Here is a 20,480-nt window from a genome sequence, read left to right on the forward strand (position 1 = left end):
GAACACGCCCGAGCCGATGTGTCAGATTACCGGCGTCCGGGATCATGATGTCGCCGCCCCGACTCGCGGACCGGCGGGTCGGGATCTCAGTCCGCCTGCAAAACCAGCTTGGGTCCGGGGTCGGCTGACATCGGCACGCTGTCCCGCTGCAGCATCCAGCTGGCGATGTTGTGGAACAGCGGTGCTGCCGACTGGCCGCCGGAACCGTCGGCGCTGCGGGTCGGGGCGTCGAGCATGATCCCGATCACGTAGCGGGGATCGTCGGCGGGCGCGATGCCGGCGAAGGTGATCCAGTAGTTCGAGTTCGAGTAGCACTTGCACTCGGGGTCGACCTGCTGAGCCGTACCTGTCTTGCCACTGATCTGGTAACCCTCGACCCCTGCGGCAACTCCGGTACCGCGCTGGTTTCCGGTGTCGTCCTGGGTGACGGATCGGAACATGTTGCGGACCGTCTTCGCGGTATCGGGACTGACCACGTACACCCCGTCGGGCTGCTGGGTCTCGGTTCGCTGACCGTTGGCGTCCACCGTCGCTTCGACGATCCGCGGCGGGATGCGAACCCCGTCGTTGGCGATGGCCTGATACATCCCGGTCATCTGCAGCAGCGTCATGGACAGTCCCTGGCCGATGGGGAGGTTGGCGAACGTACCGCCCGACCACTGATCGCGGCTCGGTACATTTCCCGCGCTCTCGCCGGGCAGACCGACGTCGCTGCGTTGGCCGAGACCGAACTTGGTGAGCATGTCCGCATAGCGGTCCTCACCGACGCGCTGCGCCAGCATCAGCGTGCCGACGTTGGACGACTTACCGAACACGCCGGTCGTCGTGTACGGCGCGACACCGTGGTCCCACGCATCCTTGACCGACACGCCGGACATGAAGATGCTGCCCGGTACCTGAAGTACCTCGTCGGGAGTCGTGAGTCCGTACTCGATGGCGGCGGCCGCGGTGATGATCTTGTTCACCGAACCGGGCTCGAACGGCGTGGTGACGGGCAGATTGCCCATTTCCTTGGTGCGCTCGTTGTTGCCGACTCCGATGCCGGGGTTGAAGGTGTTGTCGTTCGACATGGCGAGCACCTCGCCGGTGTGCGAATCCTGCACGTACGCCGAGGCGTTCTTCGCTCCCGAAAGGTCTTTCGCCAACTGCACCTGCTGCTGCACGTAGTACTGCAGATCTGCATCGATGGTCAGTTCTACGCTCGAACCGTTGACCGCCGGCTGCTTGTCCCGCCAGCTTCCGGGGATGACGGCACCGTCGGATCCGCGGTCGTAGGTCTGCGAACCGTCGGTTCCGGCCAGGGTGGCGTCGAGCGAATCCTCCAGACCGAGCAGACCGTGTCCGTCCCATCCGGTGGCACCGACGATGTTGCCGGCCAGTGATCCGCCCGGGTACTCACGGATGTCCTGACGCTCGAGTCCGACCTGCTTGAAATCCTTGCTGATCTTCGACGCCACGGTGGCGTCCACTCCGCGGGCGAGGTAGGTGAATTCGTCGTTGCTCTTCAGCTTCGCGAGCAGATCCTTCTCGCTGATCACGTCGCCGAGGTCGCTGTGGATGCGGGCGGCGATGTCCTCGAGGTACTGCTCGGTCTCCGGCTCGGTCGGGTCCTTCGCCCGGGCCTCGTCGAGTTCCTTGCGAACCCGAACCGGTTGGAACGTCAACGCTTTGGCTTCCATAGTGAACGCGATCGGATTGCCGTTGCGGTCCAGGATGGATCCACGCATCGCCGGATCGACGAGAGTGGTGGTGCGTTGCGACGCCGACTCGGCGGACAACCTCGGTGCATCGAATCCCTGAATCCACAGCAGCTGTGCCGCCGCGACGGCCAGCGCCAGATACATCAGGACGCGGCCGGTGCCGTGACGAAACCGAAAGGTGGAGGAGTCGAGACGCTTTCGGCTCGGTGGCCGACGGCGTGGAGCAGGCGAAGGCCTGGTCACTGCCCGTCACCCGATGCTTCGCCGGTGGGCTCGGGGGCTTCGACCGCAGGTGTTTCGAGCGAGGGGATGCTCATGGGAACCAATTGTTCAGCAAGCGCGGTGTTTCCAGCTCCATTGCTCGAATTCGGCGTGGCGGCGCGGGTGTCGATCGTGCCCGACGTTCGATTCGGCTGCGACGCACTTCTCGGCGTCTGCTGCTGCGGTGACTGCGTGCTCGGATTCGCGACGGTGCCCTCGCCTGCGGCCGCCGGCGACACCGGATCGAGCGGTGCCACCGGTGCACCGTCGGCCGGAGCCGGGGTACCGACGACCTGGACGCCGCCGTCCGGCGCGACGATCAGACGCGCGGGGTTCTTCGCCGGGACCATTCCGAGCTCGGCGGCCTTGCGCGCCAACTCCGGAGCCGACTCCGCCAACTCCACATCACGCTGCAACGACGCCCGCTGCTGAGCCAGTTCGGCGTTGACGGCCTTGGCGGCGCTCAGATCGTAGGAGTCTCCGGCGGACCGAGTGGTCAGGAGCAACGTCAGACCGAGACCGATGGCGAGCAGGCCGATGATCAAGGCGACGAACGGAATTCGCGCAGCAATAGCGCTTCCGTTCAGCGAGGGCCGCGCACCGGCTCCGGAACCATGCGCAGAATCCGAGGTGTGGATCGACGCGCGCTGCTGCCTGCGCTCGTATGCGCGCAGTGCTGCACCGGATCGTCCACCGCCCTTACCCGTACGCTCGGGGCGCGAGAGTGGAGCCTGCGGAACGCCCCTGCGCCGCGGGGCCGGAACCCGATTGCGTTGTGTTCCAACGGTTGTGTCTGGAACCGTCATTCCGCTCTCCTTGCAATCCGTTCGGCGGCGCGCAATCTCACCGGAGCCGAGCGTGGGTTGACGTCTATTTCTGCATCCGAGGCACGCTCGGCACCTCTGGTCAGGAGCCGGAACTCCGGACCCATTCCGGGTAGCTCGACCGGCAGTCCCTCGGGACTGCGCGACTTGATTCGAGGTGCCAACTCCTGCTTCACAACTCGGTCTTCGAGCGACTGATACGACATGAAGACCACCCGACCTCCGACAGCCAACGCGTCGAGCCCGGCAGGAACCGCCGCCTTCAACGACTCCAGCTCACCGTTGACCTCGATGCGCAGGGCTTGGAAGGTGCGCTTGGCGGGGTGTCCGCCGGTACGCCGCGTTGCGGCCGGAATTGCGGCATAGAGCAATTCGACCAACGGGCCGCTCGTGGTGAAGGGCGTGTGCTCGCGGCGACGCAGTACAGCGGAGGCGATCTTGCCGGCGAACCGTTCCTCGCCGTAGATGCTCAGGACCCGTGCGATGTCGCCGTGGGAGTACGTGTTGAGGACGTCTGCTGCGGTGATTCCCACGGTCGGATTCATTCGCATGTCCAGTGGGGCGTCGATGGAGTACGCGAATCCGCGATCGGATTCGTCCAACTGCATGGACGAGACTCCGAGATCGAACAGGATGGCGTGAACGGAGTCGACCGCAGGCAGGTCGGCCTCGTCGAGCGCTTCGGCGATGCCGTCGTAGGTCGTGTGCACCAACGTGATTCGATCGGCGAACGGAGCCAACCGGGCTCCGGCCAGCTCGAGCGCGTCGGGATCCCGGTCGAGTCCGATGAGATGCAGGTGCGGATAGGTCCGTAGGAAGTGTTCGGCGTGACCGCCGAGTCCGAGTGTTGCGTCGATCATGACTCGGGTAGCGCCAGTGGATTCGATTGCGGGTCCGAGCAATTCGTCGGCTCGTTCGAGACGAACCGGAACGTGGACCGGGCCTGCGGACCGACGGTGGGTTCGGTCGGCGGACGAGTCGCTCTCGTCCGGTCCGGTGCCCTCCGTCATGGTTCCTCCCGGTCGCGCGTACGTACTTCTCGCCCGGGTCCGGGCCGTGCGGGTCGCCCACCGAAGCCGGTGCGAATGCATCGAGGTCCCTGTCCGATAGGGAACCTGGCGTTGGGGAAGAACGTCAGGGTCCTGATCTGCGAAACCTGGCGTTGGGGAAGAACGTCAGGGTTCTGATCGGGCAGAGGCCTCGCTGCACTCGCAGGCGACCTGGTCGGGCTACAAGATCCCTCCGAGGGACTCGTCGAAAGCGTCGGAGAAATCCTGCTCGTTCTCAGCGGAGTAGCGCGCCCACGCTTCGTCGTTCCAGATCTCGATGAAATCCATCGAACCGATCACCACGCAGTTTCGTTCGAGCCCCGCATAGCGGCGATGCTCGGGACTGATGGTGATTCGACCCTGTCCGTCCGGCCGCTGTTCGTCGGTTCCCGAAAAGAACTGGCGAACGTAGGCACGGGCTTTGGGGTTGGCACGAGAAGCCGCCGTCAACTTCCGAGAGCGCTCCGCGAAGTCGGCCGCGGTGTAGACAGCGAGGCTGAAATCCTGCCCCTTGCTCACCATGACCCCTCCTGCAAGCGCGTCCCGAAACTTGGCCGGCAACGTGAGTCGACCCTTGTCGTCGAGCTTCGGCGTGTAGGTACCGAGAAACACTCGCCACCTCCAGCCTCGACTCTCCGCTGCGGACCACTTTACCCCACTCTCCCCCACTTCGAACCATCCACGGCCGGAAAACTTTGGAGAATCCGATATCTGTGCTGGTCAAGAGCAGAAGATCGATACTTTCGACGGCGATGCCGCGGGCGACGTCGCAGCTTCCGTTCGGAGGCCACGAATCACGAGTCCAGCACCGCATCGGCCTGAGCAGCAGCTCAGCACGTGGAGTGGTGAGCGACGCTCGAACTCAGCCCTCCAGTGGGGCCCAGGTGGGGAGAAGTGGGGGAAGTGGGTCGAAGTGGGGCGCGGCATCCCAGAACTCCCGTGCGGGGACAGTCGAGCCGGCCCTCGACGCGGAGCGGAGGGCTGCGGGCGATCGAGCGGCGTCTGCTCCAGGGCAGAAACGACAACAGCACCTCACCCGAAGGTGAGATGCTGTTCTACGTTGACGCGTGAAGTTGTGGAGACGAGCCGGTATGGGTCGGTTCGGTGAAACCCGGTCGACTCAGTCCTGCTCGAACCTCTTACGGAACCGATCTTCCATGCGAGAGGTGAAGCTGCCGCCCTTGCGACCACCCTTCGATTTCTGCCCGGTACTACGCCCGGACGTTTCGGCAGCATCGTTGGCTGTGCTGCCTTCGTCCTGCGACGCTGCGGCTCCCTTGTCGGAACCGCCGAACAGGAACAGTGCCCCGGCACCGAACATGAACAAAAAGCCGATGAGACTGACGACGAGAAAAGCCAGACTGTTCGTCGACAATGCAACACCGGCGACGAGCAACACGAGTCCCACTACGAACAGCGCGGCAGCCTGAAAGCGCCTCCTGCTCGACGCCGCGCGTACGCGACCGCCCCTCACATGAGACGCGAATTTGGGATCCTCGGCGTAGAGAGCGCTCTCGATTTGATCGAGCATGCGCTGCTCGTGCTCGGAGAGTGGCACGGTACCTCCCCCTGCACAGATATTGAAGGTCATTTCGGTTGCGAAACGACGGGAAGCTGACCTTGGCGGCTACCTACTGTCGATGATACGAGCTGAATCGGCCGCTTACCACCTACTCGGTCGATGTGTTCCTGAGAAACACCGAAGTTTTCGAGACGCACGTCCCGAAAACTTCCAGCGAACACCGTATGACGTGGCGATTGTCACCTGGAGTCCAGCTCGGTGAGCTACGCCGACAAGGGTGCCGTCATCGGATCTACGGACGCGAATCGAGCCTGCCCGCCGAGTCGATCCTCGACCGAGTTCAGAAAACGACCGACGTGGCGATGGAAATCGTCGGAATCGAGATCGGCGATCGTGCTCGACGCACCGGCCTCGACCGCCGCCCGGGTGGCCGAGAAGGACGCGAAATAGTCGGCCCAGACAGCGAGATCCGGTGCCGCCTTTGCCATCAACACCCAAGCACTGCGTGAACGAGGACGCGCTCCGATCGAATTCGGCAACGACGCCAACACAGCTGCCGCGCCTTTCAGTGCGGCGGCATAGCTGCCGAGAAATCGATCTCCGGCATCGCTCTCCCCGATGGACTCGGACAGCAGAGCATCGGCCCGGCCCAGCAGAACCTGAGCCTGACGCGACACCGGCGACCGCACTCCGGCATCGAATGCCTTCGTGATCGTCATACTCGAACACCTCCAGTTCGAATCTCCGGCGCGCACCTGGCGCGGCCGGAACCGTGGCGAAGCCTTACAGTCGAACTCCGGAGAATCCGACTCGACGATCCGAGCCGAAGCCACCGGTGCACTCGGCCCCGATTGTCGAACACCCGTTCGACACATTCAATATAGCCGTGCCCACCGACAAGTTGCCGAAGAAAGGTTGAGAACAGTCGTCACCGATGCGCAGACAACGCCGTACCTGGTCGATCTGACGCCCCCGGAATTCCGCCAGCGGCTGTTCGAGGCACTGTCCATCTACGTCGAGGCCATGGGCTATCCGCGCGGAACCGAACAGAGCAGAGCCCCGATGTGGAGCGAACACCTGCACCGGCCGGGCTGGCGAGCAGTCGGTGCGCTGCTGCCGAACACCGACCCGACACAGCCCGATTCTCTGGTGGCCGTCGCCTACGGCTATCACGGTGCCGCGCACCAGTGGTGGCATCAACAGGTTCGCGAGGGATTGCGGCGCACGGGGCATTCTCCGCACAGCGTCGAAGCCACCCTCGGCGACTACTTCGAACTCACCGAGTTGCACGTCCTCCCGAGCGCTCAGGGGCACGGCCTCGGCGGACGACTGTGCAGCCGACTGCTGGGCGGCGTCTCCGCGGACAAAGTGATGTTGTCCACACCCGAGGTGGCGGAAGAGGACAACCGAGCCTGGCGGCTGTACCGGCGGCTCGGCTTCGCAGACGTGCTGCGCGACTTCACCTTCGCCGGCGACCGACGCCCCTTCGCCGTCCTGGGCCGCCGGTTGCCCCTCGACGGGCCAGTAGCCTGAAGATGTGATCGATGCTGTGGTGGTGGGCTCCGGCCACAATGCCCTGACCTCTGCCTGTTACCTGACCGATGCCGGTATGTCGGTGGAGGTTCTCGAGCGCGACTCCGTCGCGGGTGGCGCGGTCTCGACGGTGGAGCGCTTTCCCGGCCACCGGGTCGACCGTGGTTCGTCGGCGCACATCATGATTCGGCACACCGGCATCATCGAGGAGCTCGGACTCGCCGAGTTCGGACTTCGCTACATCGACTGCGATCCCTGGGCGTTCGCGCCCGGAGCCGTCGACACCGACGAACGCGGCATCGTCTTCCACCGCAACCTCGACCGAACCTGCGACTCCATCGCGGCCGCCTGCGGCGCAGCCGACGCGCGCGCCTACCGCACCTTCGTCTCCGTGTGGGGTCCCCGCAGCGAACGCACCATGCGTGCGTTCGGTGGGCCACCCACCGGCCCGAAACTGCTCCGATCCTTCTGGGGCCTCGGCGCGCCCGACGGCGGCAGCATGCTCTCGCGTGAATTTCTTGCCACCGGCGATTCCCTGCTGGACGAGATGTTCTCGAGCGAACGACTCAAGGCCGCGCTCGCCTGGTTCGGCGCACAGTCGGGTCCGCCGATGTCCGAGCCGGGTACCGCTCCGATGGTCGGCTTCGCTGCCCTCATGCACACCCTTCCGCCGGGCCGCGCGGTCGGCGGCAGTGGCGCACTGACCGAGGCGATGATCGCTCGGCTGCAGCGCGACGGTGCCGAACTGACACTCGACGACGCCGTGACCTCGCTCGTACGCCGACCGCACGGCTGGACCACCAGGACCGCGTCGGGACGGGAGATAGACAGCCGCATCGTCGTGGCCGGTTGCCACATCGTGACCACCCTCGACCTTCTCGAAGCCGGCGGACACGACTCGGCGCAGATCGCGCGGTGGCGCAGCACGATTCGGGTTGGGCCAGGAATAGGTACCGCGGTCAGGCTGGCCACCGACGCCCTACCGACGTACCCGAGCGCCGACCGGATCGAGGACGGCACCCATGGTCTGGCGCTGCTGGTACGCGACCGCAGCCAGTTGCGGTTGGCGCACGGGCACGCGCTGGCCGGCGACCTGCCGCCCACCCCGGCTGTGCTGGGGATGTCCTTCAGCGCACTCGATCCCACCATCGCGCCGCCGGGACAGCACCAGATCTCACTGTGGTCGCAGTGGCATCCCCACACCCTCGCCGACGGCAGACAGTGGCGATCGAACGTCCCGGGCGAGCGCTCGTTGGCCGAGTTCGAGGCGGATCGGATCGTCGCCGAACTGGACCGGTACGCACCCGGTTTCGCGGCATCGGTGTTGGATCGGTTCGTTCAATCGCCGCCGGACATCGAGCGTGAGCTCGGTCTGATCGGAGGCAACATCATGCACCTGGACATGTCGTTGGACCAGATGATGATGTGGCGGCCGCATCCTCAACTGGCCGGGCATCGGGTCCCCGGTGCCGACCGGCTCTATCTCACCGGCGCATCGACCCACCCCGGCGGAGGAGTCACTGCGGCCAGTGGTCGGTCGGCGGCGCGAATCGCGATTGCCGACGCCCGCGCAGCCCGCCGTCGCACGTTCTTCGGAAGGAAACGGGAATGAAGGTCGTTCCGATCGTCGTCGCGGCCGCTGCTGTCGGCTGCCAGATCGTCTACCCACTGGTGTCGGGGTCGACGAGGGACGCAGTGACGGTGGCGGTGGTGGCGCTGCTCGCGCTCGCGTCGATCCTGCACGCGGCGCTGAACCGCGGTGTCGTGTGGGCCACCATTCTCGTCGTCGTGACCGCCGGAACCGGGTTCGCATCCGAACTCGTCGGCACGGCCACCGGCATCCCGTTCGGCGAGTACTTCTACGCGCAGAATCGCTTGGGCCCGAGCCTGTTCGAGGTGCCTGTCGTGGTTCCCCTGGCCTGGACGGCGGGGTTTTACCCGATCTGGTGCGCAGTGACCTTCGTCGTCGGACGTCTCGACACGACGCAGGCGCGCGCCACCGCACTCCGAATCGTGGCGGTGGCAGTGGGGATGGTCGGCTGGGACCTCTACCTCGATCCACAGATGGTCACCGACGGACAGTGGACCTGGACCGCCGGTTCCGTCGGGCTACCAGGAGTGCCGTCGATTCCGTTGACCAACTACCTCGGCTGGCTGGTGGTGGCCACGCTGATGGCTGCGGTGATGGAATCGCTCGACCGCGCCGTCGGTCGCCCACGGCCGTCCAACGACGCGGTGCCCATCGGCTTGTTCCTGTGGACGTGGCTCGGGTCGGCGCTCGCGCACGCGGTATTCCTCGACGGTCCGGAGCTTCGCTACTCGGCGGTGTACGGGTTCGTCGTCATGGGCGTCGTCGGCATACCCCTGTTGTGGAATGCCCGCCTGTGGTGGAATGCCCGACGCGCCTCGCTGACAACCCCTGCTGACTGACAGCACCTCGATGCCCTGGCACGATGTCGCTGTGCAGTCGACATCGCGAACATCTCATCGAACCCACCGCCGCCGTGTTCTCTCGGTGGTCGCACTGGCGCTGCTGGTCGCGCCGTTGCTGGCCGGTTGCCTGCGCGTGCAGGTCACGATGGGCGTGTCGGCGAACGACCGTGTCGCAGGTCAGATCGTGGCTGCCAATGTGCCGACTTCGGACTCCGACACCGGCCCGGAACTGGTGGTTCCCTCCTCGATCGAGGACAAGGTTCGCGTCGAGCCGTACAACCAGGACGGATACGTCGGGTCGCAGGCGATCTTCGACGATCTCTCGTTCGGCGACGTGCAGACCCTCGGCTCGATCTTCCAGAACGCGGCCGGATCGTTCCAGCTGACGCTGCAGCGCTCGGGTGACACCGTCACTCTGGCAGGCAACGCCGATCTGTCCTCCGTTCCGGTTCAAGGCTCGGACGTACAGTTCACCATCGCGTTCCCGGCCCGCATCGGCACCACCAACGGCACTCGCGAGAGCGACAACTCGATCTCGTGGAAGTTGCCGGCAGGCGAGGTCACCTCGATGCGCGCCGAGGTCAACTATCCCGATCCCAACACCCGAAGCTTCGCCGGCTGGGCCGGCATCGTGGGCGGCGTGACCGTCGGCGTCGCAGCAATCGTCGGGGCCATGGCCTGGGTGTCGCGCAACCCACCGCTGCGGGGCCGCGGGGCGCGCGGAACCGAGTCCGGAAGCTCCAGCGACAGAACGTCTGTGTGAGAGACCGCCTGCTCGCGCGAATGACGGAGACCGCAACCGTCCTCGCGACGGCGTCGGCCGCGGTATCGGTGTTCAACTCTCGGTTCATGCCGAGCCTGCGATCTCCGGAGCAGGACGTCACCGAGCGCGTCGTCGTCTGCATTCCCGCCCGCAACGAGGTCGCGACGCTTCCTGCGCTGATCGGCGATCTCGCGCAGCAACGATCGTGCACAGATCTGCGAGTCATCGTCCTCGACGACGACTCGACCGACGGAACGGCGTCCGCTGCCCGCGCGGCTGCGAACGGTGATCCGAGGATTCGCGTCGTGACCTCCGGTGCCGCTCCCCCGGCCGGCTGGACCGGCAAGGCCGCAGCGTGCGCCGAGCTCGCGAGACTGGCCGACGAGGACGACACGATGACGTCGCTGATCGTGTTCGTCGATGCCGATGTGCGACTGGAACCGGAGGCCGTGGCGGCGGCGGCCCGGATGCTGCGACGGCGCGGCGCCTCGCTGCTGTGCCCGTGGCCGGAGCAACTGGCCGAGAGCACCGTCGAGCGACTCGTCCAGCCCCTGCTCGCGTGGTCGTGGATGTCCACGCTTCCCGTACCTCTGGGCAACGCGACGCTCGCACCGTCGATGGCGGTCGCCTGCGGGCAGTTCATGGCGTTCGACGCCGCTGCCTATCGCGCCGTCGGAGGCCACGGCTGCGTTGCGGCGAGCGCAACCGAGGACCTGGATCTGGCACGCGCTCTGCGTCGGCGGGGTTTTTCGACGGCGGTGGCGTCGGGTGCGGGGTTCGTCCGCTGCCGGATGTACCGCTCGGCCGCGGAGTTGCGGTCCGGGTACAGCAGGTGGCTGTGGAACGAGTTCGGTGGACCGGCCGGTTCGACTGCGGCGGCCCTGGCACTGACCGCCGTATACGTGTTGCCACCGGTCGCGGCGCTCACCGGCTCGGGTTCTGCGCGTCGCCTCGGCTGGGCCGGCTACCTCGCGGGGGCAGGGTCGCGGGTGGCCGTGCGGCGGCGCGAGGTGGGATCGCGGTTCGGGGTGGGCGACGCCGTCGACGCTGCACTGCACCCGGTGTCGATTTTCGCGTTCGTCGGACTCGTGGCGGAATCCCATGTGCGCAGGCGTCGCGGCTCGCTGTCGTGGAAGTCCCGCCCGATGCCCGCGCCGCACACCTGACCCGTCTCACACTCGCGCGGCCGCAAGCCCCAGGTTGCTCAGCACCTCACGCGTCGCGCGCGCGAAGTTCAAAGTGATGAAGTGCAGTCCGGGCGCACCCTCGGAGATCAAGCGCTCGCCGATGTTCGTCGCGAGTTCGATGCCCACCTCTCGAACGGCGGCGCGGTCCTCTTCGGGACCGAACCCCGCTGCGCGAGTGAACTTCTCGTCCAGGTGCGACGGGAGCGTCGTACCCGAGAGCTCGAGCATCCGGCGAACCGACCGAAGCGAGGTGATGGGCATGATCTCGGGAATGATCGGCTTGGCACCCTGCTCGGCGTCGAACGCACACACGCGATCCCGTAGGCGCAGGTAGTCGTCCACATCGAAGAACATCTGGGTGATCGAGTACTCCGCCCCCGCCCGCAACTTGCCGACCAGGCATCGGGTGTCCTGCTCGAGGTCGGCGGCGCGGTGGTGTCCTTCGGGGAACGACGCCACGCCGACGTGAAAGTCGCCGAGATCGCGCACAAGCCGGACGAGCTCCTCCGCGTACTCGACGCCGTCCGGATGCTTCTCCCAGTCGCCGAGTGGATCTCCGGGGGGATCTCCGCGCAGCACGAGAATGTTGGTGATGCCGCGGTCCGCGTACGACCCGACCATGGATCGGAGTTCGTCCACACTGTGCGAGACGGCAGTGAGATGCGCCACAGGAAGAAGGGTGGTCTCCTCGGCGATCTGCCCGGTGACGCGCACCGTCCGATCGCGGGTGGAGCCGCCCGCGCCGTAGGTCATCGACACGAATGCGGGTTGAAGTTGTTCGAACTCACGAACCGCCCGCCACAGCCTGGCCTCGGCGGCCGCGTCTCGTGGAGGCGAGAACTCCACCGAGAACGGGATCCTGGCCTCGGGTTCTGTCCGTAGCCGGTCGACGATGGACGGCGTTCTCGTCACGAATCCTCGACTCGACCGCCCCCTGACGGATTCTTCGCTCACCCGAAGATCATAGGTTGCGCCCCACCGAAGCCCGTCGGGCCTCCCTGACGAAAGATGTTCGCTGGACGTCGGTCCAGGGTTTCCACGGCTATTACTGTGGGAATCGTAGGTCCACGCAATCCACAGCAACCTTGGAGGATCGTCCTGTCCGGAGACTTTTCTTCGCCCGTAGTCGACACCCCCGCCGCCGCGAACGACCCGAAGGCGATGCGCACGGCGGTCGACGCGACGCTCGCCGAGTTCTTCGCCTCACGCAGAGAGGTCGTCGACACCGTCGGCGGCGGCTATCCCGCCGCGGTGGCCGACCTCGAGGCGTTCGTGCTTCGCGGCGGCAAGCGCATGCGTCCCGCGTTCGCCTGGACCGCGTGGCTCGGCGCAGGCGGTGAATCCACCGGTGCCCGCGCGGAGTCAGTGCTGCGGGCGTGCTCGGCGCTCGAACTGATCCAGGCCTGCGCCCTGATCCACGACGACATCATCGACTCGTCCAGCACACGACGCGGTTTCCCGACCGTGCACGTCGGCTTCGCTCAGCGGCACCGGGAGGCGGGCTGGTCCGGCTGCGCGGACCATTTCGGCGAATCGGCAGCGATCCTCGTCGGCGATCTCGCCCTGTGTTGGGCCGACGATCTACTGCGCGAGTCGGGCATCGACGCCGATGCCGCGCGGCGAGTCCAGCCGGTGTGGTCGGCTATGCGCACAGAGGTTCTCGGCGGCCAGTTGCTCGACATCGAAGCCGAGGCAGGTACCGACGAAAGTGTCGCCGCTGCAATGCGCGTGAACCGCTACAAGACCGCTGCCTACACCGTCGAGCGGCCACTGCATCTCGGTGCAGCCCTCGCCGATGCCGACGAGAACCTGATCTCGGCCTACCGCAACTTCGGTGCAGACATCGGAATCGCGTTCCAACTGCGCGACGACCTCCTCGGAGTGTTCGGCGATCCCGAGGTGACCGGCAAACCGTCGGGAGACGACATTACCGAGGGCAAACGCACCGTGCTGATCGCGCTGGCACTGCAGAGAGCGGACGAGACCCGGCCGGATCGTGCAGCCACGATCCGGGCCAGTCTCGGAACCGAACTCGACGCTAACGAAGTGGCCGACATCCGTTCCATCCTCGTCGAACTCGGCGCGGTGGACGCGGTCGAGAAGCAGATCGACGAGCTCGGGACCCGGGCCGTCGCAGCCCTCGACAACAGTTCGATCGAACCGGTCGCTGCCGCGCACCTGCGCGCCATGGCAACCGCCGCCATCCAACGGCAGTACTGAAAGAGAGCGTCATGTCTTCGATCCGCACGGTCTCCGGCACCACCGACACCGTCGTCGTCGTGGGAGCCGGATTGGCAGGCCTGGCCGCCGGTCTGCATCTGCTGGGAGCAGGCAGGAAAGTCACCATCGTCGAGCGCGACGGGACCGTGGGCGGCCGCGTCGGGGTGTACCCGGTATCGGACGCCGATGGATCGCACCTGTACGACATCGACAACGGCGCAAGCGTGCTCACGATGCCGAACCTGGTGCTCGAGGCGCTCGCCGCCGTGGGTGCCGACTTCGAGTCGACCACGCCGCCGATTCGGCTGACCACGCTGTCGCCGTCCTATCACACGCGCTACGCCGACGGCACGTCCATCGACGTCTACTCCGATCCCGAGGCGATGGCGGCCGAGGTCGAACGCACCTGTGGTCCAGCCGAGGCGCAGGGATATCGCGAACTGCGGCGTTGGCTCGCCGACATATTCGACGCCGAGTTCGACCGCTTCATCGACTCGAACTTCGATTCACCGCTCGATCTCGTGGGATCGAAAGCCGCGATCTCCGACACCGCGACGCTGACGAAACTGGGCGGCTTCGGCCGCCTCGGCCCACGCGTCGACAAGTTCCTGAAGGACACCCGCCTGCGCCGCGTGTTCACGTTCCAGGCGCTCTACGCAGGCATGGCACCCCAGAAGGCCCTCGCGGTCTACGGAGCCATCGCGCACATGGACACCTCCCTCGGGGTGTTCTTCCCCGAAGGCGGCATGGCAGCCATCGCCAGGGCGATGGCCGACGCGTTCGTCACCGCGGGCGGCACACTCGAACTCGGCACCGAGATCGTCGACATCACCGTCGATCGAGGTCGTACCGACTCCGTGATCACTGCAGCCGGCAGCCGAATCGCCTGCGACGCACTCGTTCTCACCGCAGACCTGCCCGTCGTCGATCGACTCCTCGACCGGGCGTCGGTATCGAAGAAGGGCCGACGCAACGGTTACGGCGTCGTCTCGCCGTCGGCGGTCGTCGCGCACGGAACCGTTCCCGTAGAGCTGACGGAGACGTGGCCCGCTCGCGCGCACCACACCATCGACTTCGGCGACGAATGGGCCGAGACCTTCCGCCGCATCACCGCACGATCGGGCAAGGGATCCTTGATGGCCGATCCGTCCCTGCTGATAACCCGACCGTCGGTGAGCGATCCCGATCTCGAAGTGGTGCGCGGCGGAGTCCGCAGCGAGCCGGTGTCCATCCTCGCACCGTGCCCCAATCTCGACAGCGCTCCACTGCCGTGGAACGAGCTGGCGCAGCCGTACCTCCGTGAAATCCTGACGACTCTGGAGGCTCGCGGATACAAGGGCCTGCTCGACGGATTCACGCTCGACCACATCGACACACCCGAGACCTGGGCACGCAAGGGCATGATCGAGGGTTCTCCGTTCTCGTCCGCCCACGTGTTTCGGCAGACCGGGCCGTTCCGACGCAAGAACATGGTCGCCGGGCTCGACAACGTGGTTCTCGCCGGCTCGGGCACGACGCCCGGAGTGGGCGTTCCCACGGTTCTGGTGTCGGGAAAGCTCGCCGCAGAGCGGGTGACGGGGCGCACGGGACGGTAGGTTCGTTCGATTCACTGCGTCGACCAACTAAGCTGAGCGCGATCGTTTGCCGGTCGCGCTCATTGCTGCGACCATGATCGTTCGGTGATCGGCGTGAACCAGCGGCCGGCGTACAGATCTCGACCCACAACTCGTTGCAGAGGAGGAGCAGGCGGCAATGTCTTCGATTTCGTCGCACTCCACCTCCGAGGATCGATCGTCGGACGGCGACCCCCCGTCCTCGGCTTCGCGACGACCGTCGAGACTGACCGCAACGGGCAATTTCCTGCGCAGTCCCGAGGGCAAGGCCGCACTGCTCGGTGTGGTCGGTGCCGTCTGCATCGTGTTCGGCGGATTCGGTGCGGGCAGCGTGCGCCGACGCGATCCGTTGCTCGAGGAGATGCACCTGTCGTGGCTGCGATTCGGCCACGGATTCGTACTCTCGACCATCATCGTCTGGGTCGGCGTACTGCTGATGATCACCGCCTGGGTTCGACTCGGACGCGCGACCCTGCACGGCCGCACCACGGTTGGCGAACTGCGCTGGATCGTCCCGGCATGGACCGCACCACTGCTGCTGTCGGTGCCGATGTTCAGCCGCGACGCGTACTCCTACCTGGCGCAGGGCGCTCTGCTCCGCGACGGATTCGACCCGTATGCCGTTGGCCCCGTTGCCAATCCGGGAGTTCTACTCGACAACGTCAGCAATGTGTGGACCACGACCACTGCGCCGTACGGTCCGTTGTTCCTACTGCTCGCTCGCGGAATCACCAGCCTCACCGGTGACAACGTCATCGCCGGAACCATGCTGCTGCGCCTGACGATGTTGCCCGGCCTGGCCCTGATGATGTGGGCGGTTCCGCGGCTGGCGAAGCACCTCGGCGGCCGAGCGACCACCGCGGTGTGGCTCGCCGTACTCAACCCTCTGGTTCTGATCCACCTGATCGGCGGAGTGCACAACGAGTTACTCATGGTGGGCCTGATGACCGCGGGGATCGTGCTGACGCTCGAACATCGACACGTGGGCGGCATCGCACTGGTTGCGATCGCGGTGGCGATCAAGGCCACAGCAGGCCTGGCGCTGCCTTTCCTGGTGTGGATCTGGATGCTCCATCTGCGCGAGAAGGCGCGGGCGGAGGGTCGAACGCCGATGTCGCCCGGCCTCGCATTCATCAAGACCGCAGGTATCGGTGCCGCCGTCTTCGTCGCCGTGTTCGTCGTGGCATCGGTGATCGCCGGAGTCGGAATCGGTTGGCTGACGGCGCTTTCCGGATCGGCAAAGATCATCAATTGGCTCTCGCTGCCCACGATCCTGGCGCACCTGGTGACCGTCAGCACCTCGTGGTTCCTCGATCTTCGCCTCGGACCCGTTCTGGATGTCACCCGTCTGCTGTGCGCGATCGCACTGGTGGTCGTTCTTGCGGCGGCCTGGTGGTTGGGCCGCAGATCCGAACGCGATGCAGTCAAGGGCATCCTGATCGCCCTGGTCGCCACCGTCGTCCTCTCCCCCGCAGCCCTGCCCTGGTACTACTCGTGGCCACTGGCGATCGCCGCAGGCTTCGCACTCTCGCGCACGACCCTGATGATCCTGACGGGTCTGTCGACGTGGCTCATGCTCGTCTTCCAACCCGACGGATCGATCGGCCTGTACACGTTCGGACACGTCGCACTGGCGATCTTCGCCGCGGTCGTCGCAGCTCTGGCTCTGACGCGCGTCGATCCGCTGCGTTTACGATCGGACCGATCCAGGGAACACCGTGCCGTGCCGAACGCACCCAAGACCCCAGCAACGGAACCGACCGGAGACGAATCCACGTCATGAAGGCCCACGTGATGAGAGAACTGGACGGTATCGATCCGGAGCTGCACGAGGCGTACCGCATCTGTCGTGAACTCAACGCTCAGCACGGCAAGACATACTTCCTCGCCACTCGCCTGCTCCCCACCGACAAGCGAGCCGGCGTGCACGCGCTGTACGGGTTCGCCCGGATGGTCGACGACATCGTCGACCTCGAGGGCACCGACATCGCCGTGGGATCGGACGAGCTCAACGCCCGTCGCATCGTCGAACTCGACGTGATCGAATCCCGGGTGCGCGACGCCTTGGCGGGAAAACCGTTGTCCGACAGCGTGTCCGATCAGGTATTGAGCGCCTTGTGCGACACCGTGGCGCGCTACGACATTCCGCACGACTACTTCTTCGCGTTCATGCACTCGATGCGCATGGACATTCCGGGGAGCCCGATGTTCGTCTCGCGCTACCGCACGATGGAGCAGTTGCGCGAGTACATGTACGGCTCCGCTGCGGTGATCGGACTGCAGATGTTGCCGATCCTGGGAACGGTCGTCGAGCGGTCCGAGGCCGAGCCCCCCGCCGCAGCCCTGGGCGAGGCGTTCCAGCTCACCAACTTCATCCGCGACATGGGTGAGGACCTCGACCGCGACCGCATCTATTTGCCCACCGACGAACTCGCGGCGTTCGGCGTCGACGAGGAACTACTCCGGTGGTGCCGCACCACGGGGAACGTCGACGCCCGGGTCACCCGCGCCCTCGCACACCTGATCGCCGTCACCCGCTCGATCTACCGCACGTCCGATGCAGGCATCGAGATGCTGGATCCGCGAGTGCGACCGTCGATGCGCACGGCGTCGATCCTGTACGGCCGCATACTCGCAGAGGTCGAGGCACAGGGTTACCGGGTGCTCTCCCAGCGGGCGACGGTGCCGCAGTGGACCCGAGCGCGCATCGCGCTTCCGCAGTTCGCCGTCACCGGCTGGAAGCGCGCGACGGTTCGCTAGAAGGCCATCGCCTGTGCGCGCCTGATCACTTCGCGCATCAGGTCGCCGTGCAGAGCGGCGACGGGTGCACCGGGCAGGCTCTCGTCCTCGGTGAACAGCCACCGCAGGATCTCCTCGTCCTCGTACCCGCCGTCGTGCAGCACGGCCAGCAGACCGGGCAGCCCCTTGACGATGGTGCCCTTGCTCGTATCCAGGAACTGCTCCGGCACGACGGGCACGCGCGAGCGCTTCAGGGCGAGCAACTGGCGATCTCGAACGAGCTGTTCGACGCGGGTCTTGGGGATGTCGAGGATCTTCGCGACATCGGCGAACTGCAGCACAGACTCCGACGGATCGAGCACGTCGTCGGCATAGGGAATGGCACTCACGCAGGTAACGTTAACGGGTCCGGCGTCCAGACTTCAAAAGCGTGACAGCCGGGTCGTTCCGGAGGCTCCACTCCTGCCGCCGGGTCGTTCCGCAGGCTCCACTCCTGTGCAGCCGGCCACGCCGGACCGAAGACACAAGCCACGATCGTCGGTCGGCATCCCCGGCACCGATACGATCGTCTTCAGCGTCCGGCGACCGAGCCGGAAGACGAGTGGACGACGAGGGGAGGTTCGGTGATACCGGGTTCGATGCTCGATCGTCGATACCGAATAGACGCACCGATCGCGCGCGGCGGTATGTCGACGGTCTACCGCGGACTCGACACCAGGCTCGACCGCCCCGTAGCGGTGAAGATCATGGACCCGAAGTTCGCCGAGGACCCGCAGTTCGTCCAGCGCTTCGAGTTCGAGGCGCGGGCAGTGGCCAGGCTCAGCCACCCGGGCCTCGTCGCCGTTTACGACCACGGGCGCGACGGCGAACACGCCTTCCTCGTCATGGAACTCGTCGAGGGCGGAACGCTGCGTGAACTGCTGCGCGAGCGTGGACCGATGCCCCCGCATGCTGCAGCGGCCGTCATCCGGCCGGTTCTCGACGCACTCGCCGTCGCCCATCGAGCCGGTCTGGTGCACCGCGACATCAAGCCCGAGAACATCCTGATCAGCGACGACGGCGACGTCAAGATCGCCGACTTCGGCCTCGTCCGAGCCATAGCGGCCTCCACCGTGACATCGAGCAGTGTGATTCTGGGCACCGCCGCGTACCTGTCTCCCGAGCAGGTCACCACCGGATCCGCGTCCGCGAGCAGCGACGTCTACGGCGTCGGTGTCGTGCTGTTCGAGCTGCTGACCGGACGCACACCGTTCACCGGCGACACCTCACTGTCCATCGCCTACCAGCGCATCGACAACGACGTACCGCTCCCCTCCACCCTCATCGCCGGCGTCCCCCCGCAGTTCGACGAGGTGGTCCAACGCGCCACCGTCCGCGCCCCGGAACACCGGTACCGCAATGCCGACGACATGGCCCGCGCCCTACGCGCTGCCGCGTCGGCGCTCGCGCTGCCCGAGTACCGAGTGCCCGCACCCAAGCGCTCGGCGGAGCACCTGAGCTCGGCCGCAGCCGGAGCACCGACGACGGTCGCAGGAAACCGTCCGCCGTCCGCTCGCACCCAGGTCGTGGACACTTCGCCGCCCCCACCTCCGCAACACGGGGTGCAGCACACCCGAGTGGTCACCTCGCCGACGTCCCGAGGCGTAGACGACCGCCAGGAACCGTTCGATGCGCCGCCCGCCGGACCACCCCCGACCGGCCGACGACACTACGAATTCCCCGACTTCGACGCCGATCGCCAACGCTCGCGCCGAGCGATCGTCATCTGGCTCCTCGTCGTCGCCCTGCTCGCCGTACTCGTCGGGCTCGGCGGATGGTGGATGGGCTCGGGTCGTTACACCGCCGTCCCGATGGTGGACGGACTCGACACCACCGGTGCCACCAGCGCTGTGGAAGCCGCCGGTCTCGAGGCCGCGGTGCGCGGAACCTACTCCGACTCGGTGGACACCGATCTTCTCATCGGCACCGACCCCACCGGCGGATCGCGAATCGCCAAGGGCGACACGGTGTCTCTCTTGGTATCGCTGGGTCGCCCCACCGTTCCCTCCATCGACGCGGACGCATCCGTCGAAGACATGGAACAACAATTGCGAGACCGGACTTTCACACCCGTCGACGGCGGCGAGGCCTTCAGCACCTCCGCACCGATCGGCGGAGTCGCAGCACTGGACCCACCGCCCGGCACCGTGCTGTCGACCGGTACCGCGGTCACGGTGCTGCGCAGCAAGGGAGCACCGCCGGTCGAAGTTCCCGACGTACGCGGGCAGAGCGTCGACCAGGCCCGAACGACGCTGGAATCGGTGGGCATCACCGTCGGCGAGGTTCGGGAGACCTTCGACGAGGACACCGACGGCGGCAAGGCGATCGGATCGACGCCCGAAGCCGGACAGACCGTACGATCCGGGTCAACCGCGGTGCTCGAGGTGTCCAACGCCGTCACGGTGCCGTCGCTGCTGGGCCGGTCGGTCGGGTCGGCCCGGACCACCCTAGAGACGTTGGGCCTGACGATCGACGTCCGTCAGGTGGTGGACACCGACGGGTCTCTGGTCATCACCCAGAGCCCCGGAGCCGGTTCTCGGGTGGAACCGGGCTCCGAGGTCATGGTCGTCTCACTGCCCTGAGTCGTCTCACTGCCT

18 protein-coding genes are annotated in these 20,480 nt (G+C 66.3%); 10 read left to right on the plus strand and 8 right to left on the minus strand.

Annotation, left to right across the window (positions count from 1 at the left end; all coding sequences use genetic code 11):
• Positions 1-86: 86 nt before the first annotated feature.
• From AB0366_RS21515 to AB0366_RS21540, 6 genes are all read right to left on the minus strand, one after another.
• A complete protein-coding gene (locus AB0366_RS21515) occupies positions 87-1,943 on the minus strand; it encodes a penicillin-binding protein 2 (protein ID WP_366245733.1) in 1,857 nt (618 codons plus the stop codon).
• The gene (locus tag AB0366_RS21520; protein WP_366245734.1) at positions 1,940-2,767 is read right to left on the minus strand and encodes a hypothetical protein; all 828 of its coding nucleotides are present in this window, start codon (positions 2,765-2,767) and stop codon (positions 1,940-1,942) included. Before AB0366_RS21520 ends, AB0366_RS21515 begins: the two co-directional genes overlap by 4 nt.
• Positions 2,764-3,795 (minus strand): 16S rRNA (cytosine(1402)-N(4))-methyltransferase RsmH, encoded by a 1,032-nt coding sequence (gene rsmH, locus AB0366_RS21525; protein ID WP_366245735.1) that lies wholly within the window; start codon positions 3,793-3,795, stop codon positions 2,764-2,766. Before rsmH ends, AB0366_RS21520 begins: the two co-directional genes overlap by 4 nt.
• A 219-nt stretch (positions 3,796-4,014) precedes the next feature.
• On the minus strand, positions 4,015-4,446 hold the full coding sequence (mraZ, locus tag AB0366_RS21530) for a division/cell wall cluster transcriptional repressor MraZ (protein WP_027497352.1): 432 nt from the start codon (positions 4,444-4,446) through the stop codon (positions 4,015-4,017).
• 508 nt (positions 4,447-4,954) lie between these two features.
• Positions 4,955-5,392, minus strand: a complete 438-nt coding sequence (locus tag AB0366_RS21535; protein ID WP_121872354.1) for a DUF3040 domain-containing protein — start codon at positions 5,390-5,392, stop codon at positions 4,955-4,957.
• Positions 5,393-5,619: 227 nt separating this feature from the next.
• Positions 5,620-6,075 (minus strand): SAV_6107 family HEPN domain-containing protein, encoded by a 456-nt coding sequence (locus AB0366_RS21540; RefSeq protein ID WP_366245736.1) that lies wholly within the window; start codon positions 6,073-6,075, stop codon positions 5,620-5,622.
• Positions 6,076-6,271: 196 nt separating this feature from the next.
• Between AB0366_RS21540 and AB0366_RS21545 the strand changes: the two genes are divergently transcribed.
• The 5 genes from AB0366_RS21545 to AB0366_RS21565 are packed head-to-tail and all read left to right on the plus strand — an operon-like array spanning position 6,272 to position 11,251.
• Complete coding sequence (locus AB0366_RS21545; RefSeq protein ID WP_121872353.1) at positions 6,272-6,889, plus strand: GNAT family N-acetyltransferase; 618 nt, start codon at positions 6,272-6,274, stop codon at positions 6,887-6,889.
• A 4-nt stretch (positions 6,890-6,893) separates the two neighbouring features.
• On the plus strand, positions 6,894-8,501 hold the full coding sequence (locus AB0366_RS21550) for an NAD(P)/FAD-dependent oxidoreductase (RefSeq protein WP_366245737.1): 1,608 nt from the start codon (positions 6,894-6,896) through the stop codon (positions 8,499-8,501).
• Positions 8,498-9,319 carry a carotenoid biosynthesis protein gene (locus tag AB0366_RS21555; RefSeq protein WP_366245738.1) on the plus strand — a complete coding sequence of 274 codons (822 nt, stop codon included), beginning with the start codon at positions 8,498-8,500 and terminating at the stop codon, positions 9,317-9,319. Before AB0366_RS21550 ends, AB0366_RS21555 begins: the two co-directional genes overlap by 4 nt.
• Before the next feature lie 10 nt (positions 9,320-9,329).
• Positions 9,330-10,085 carry a DUF3153 domain-containing protein gene (locus AB0366_RS21560; protein WP_366245739.1) on the plus strand — a complete coding sequence of 252 codons (756 nt, stop codon included), beginning with the start codon at positions 9,330-9,332 and terminating at the stop codon, positions 10,083-10,085.
• 20 nt (positions 10,086-10,105) lie between these two features.
• A complete protein-coding gene (locus AB0366_RS21565; RefSeq protein ID WP_366245740.1) occupies positions 10,106-11,251 on the plus strand; it encodes a glycosyltransferase in 1,146 nt (381 codons plus the stop codon).
• A 6-nt stretch (positions 11,252-11,257) separates the two neighbouring features.
• Here the strand turns inward: AB0366_RS21565 and metF are convergent, their stop codons facing one another.
• On the minus strand, positions 11,258-12,184 hold the full coding sequence (gene metF / locus AB0366_RS21570; RefSeq protein WP_366245773.1) for a methylenetetrahydrofolate reductase [NAD(P)H]: 927 nt from the start codon (positions 12,182-12,184) through the stop codon (positions 11,258-11,260).
• A gap of 249 nt (positions 12,185-12,433) precedes the next feature.
• Here metF and AB0366_RS21575 point away from each other — a divergent pair, with 249 nt between their 5' ends.
• The 4 genes from AB0366_RS21575 to AB0366_RS21590 all read left to right on the plus strand — a co-directional run bounded on the left by AB0366_RS21575 (position 12,434) and on the right by AB0366_RS21590 (position 17,865).
• Positions 12,434-13,492 (plus strand): polyprenyl synthetase family protein, encoded by a 1,059-nt coding sequence (locus tag AB0366_RS21575; protein WP_366245741.1) that lies wholly within the window; start codon positions 12,434-12,436, stop codon positions 13,490-13,492.
• Between the two features lie 11 nt (positions 13,493-13,503).
• A complete protein-coding gene (gene crtI / locus AB0366_RS21580; RefSeq protein WP_366245742.1) occupies positions 13,504-15,087 on the plus strand; it encodes a phytoene desaturase family protein in 1,584 nt (527 codons plus the stop codon).
• 157 nt (positions 15,088-15,244) lie between these two features.
• The gene (locus tag AB0366_RS21585) at positions 15,245-16,888 is read left to right on the plus strand and encodes an alpha-(1->6)-mannopyranosyltransferase A (RefSeq protein WP_183130130.1); all 1,644 of its coding nucleotides are present in this window, start codon (positions 15,245-15,247) and stop codon (positions 16,886-16,888) included.
• A gap of 11 nt (positions 16,889-16,899) precedes the next feature.
• Positions 16,900-17,865, plus strand: coding sequence for a phytoene/squalene synthase family protein (locus AB0366_RS21590; protein WP_366245774.1), 966 nt, complete (start codon positions 16,900-16,902; stop codon positions 17,863-17,865).
• On the opposite strand, the gene AB0366_RS21595 is transcribed toward AB0366_RS21590, so the two are convergent.
• Complete coding sequence (locus tag AB0366_RS21595) at positions 17,862-18,233, minus strand: Rv2175c family DNA-binding protein (RefSeq protein ID WP_183130129.1); 372 nt, start codon at positions 18,231-18,233, stop codon at positions 17,862-17,864. The two genes, AB0366_RS21590 and AB0366_RS21595, sit on opposite strands and share 4 nt — an antisense overlap.
• 249 nt (positions 18,234-18,482) lie before the next feature.
• On the opposite strand from AB0366_RS21595, the gene pknB reads away from it, so the two are divergent.
• Positions 18,483-20,465: a Stk1 family PASTA domain-containing Ser/Thr kinase gene (pknB, locus tag AB0366_RS21600; protein WP_366245775.1), complete on the plus strand. Its 1,983-nt coding sequence runs from the start codon at positions 18,483-18,485 to the stop codon at positions 20,463-20,465.
• The last annotated feature ends 15 nt before the right edge of the window (positions 20,466-20,480 follow it).

Origin of the sequence: Rhodococcus sp. NPDC076796 (assembly GCF_040702765.1) — a bacterium.
Lineage (GTDB): Bacteria > Actinomycetota > Actinomycetes > Mycobacteriales > Mycobacteriaceae > Rhodococcoides.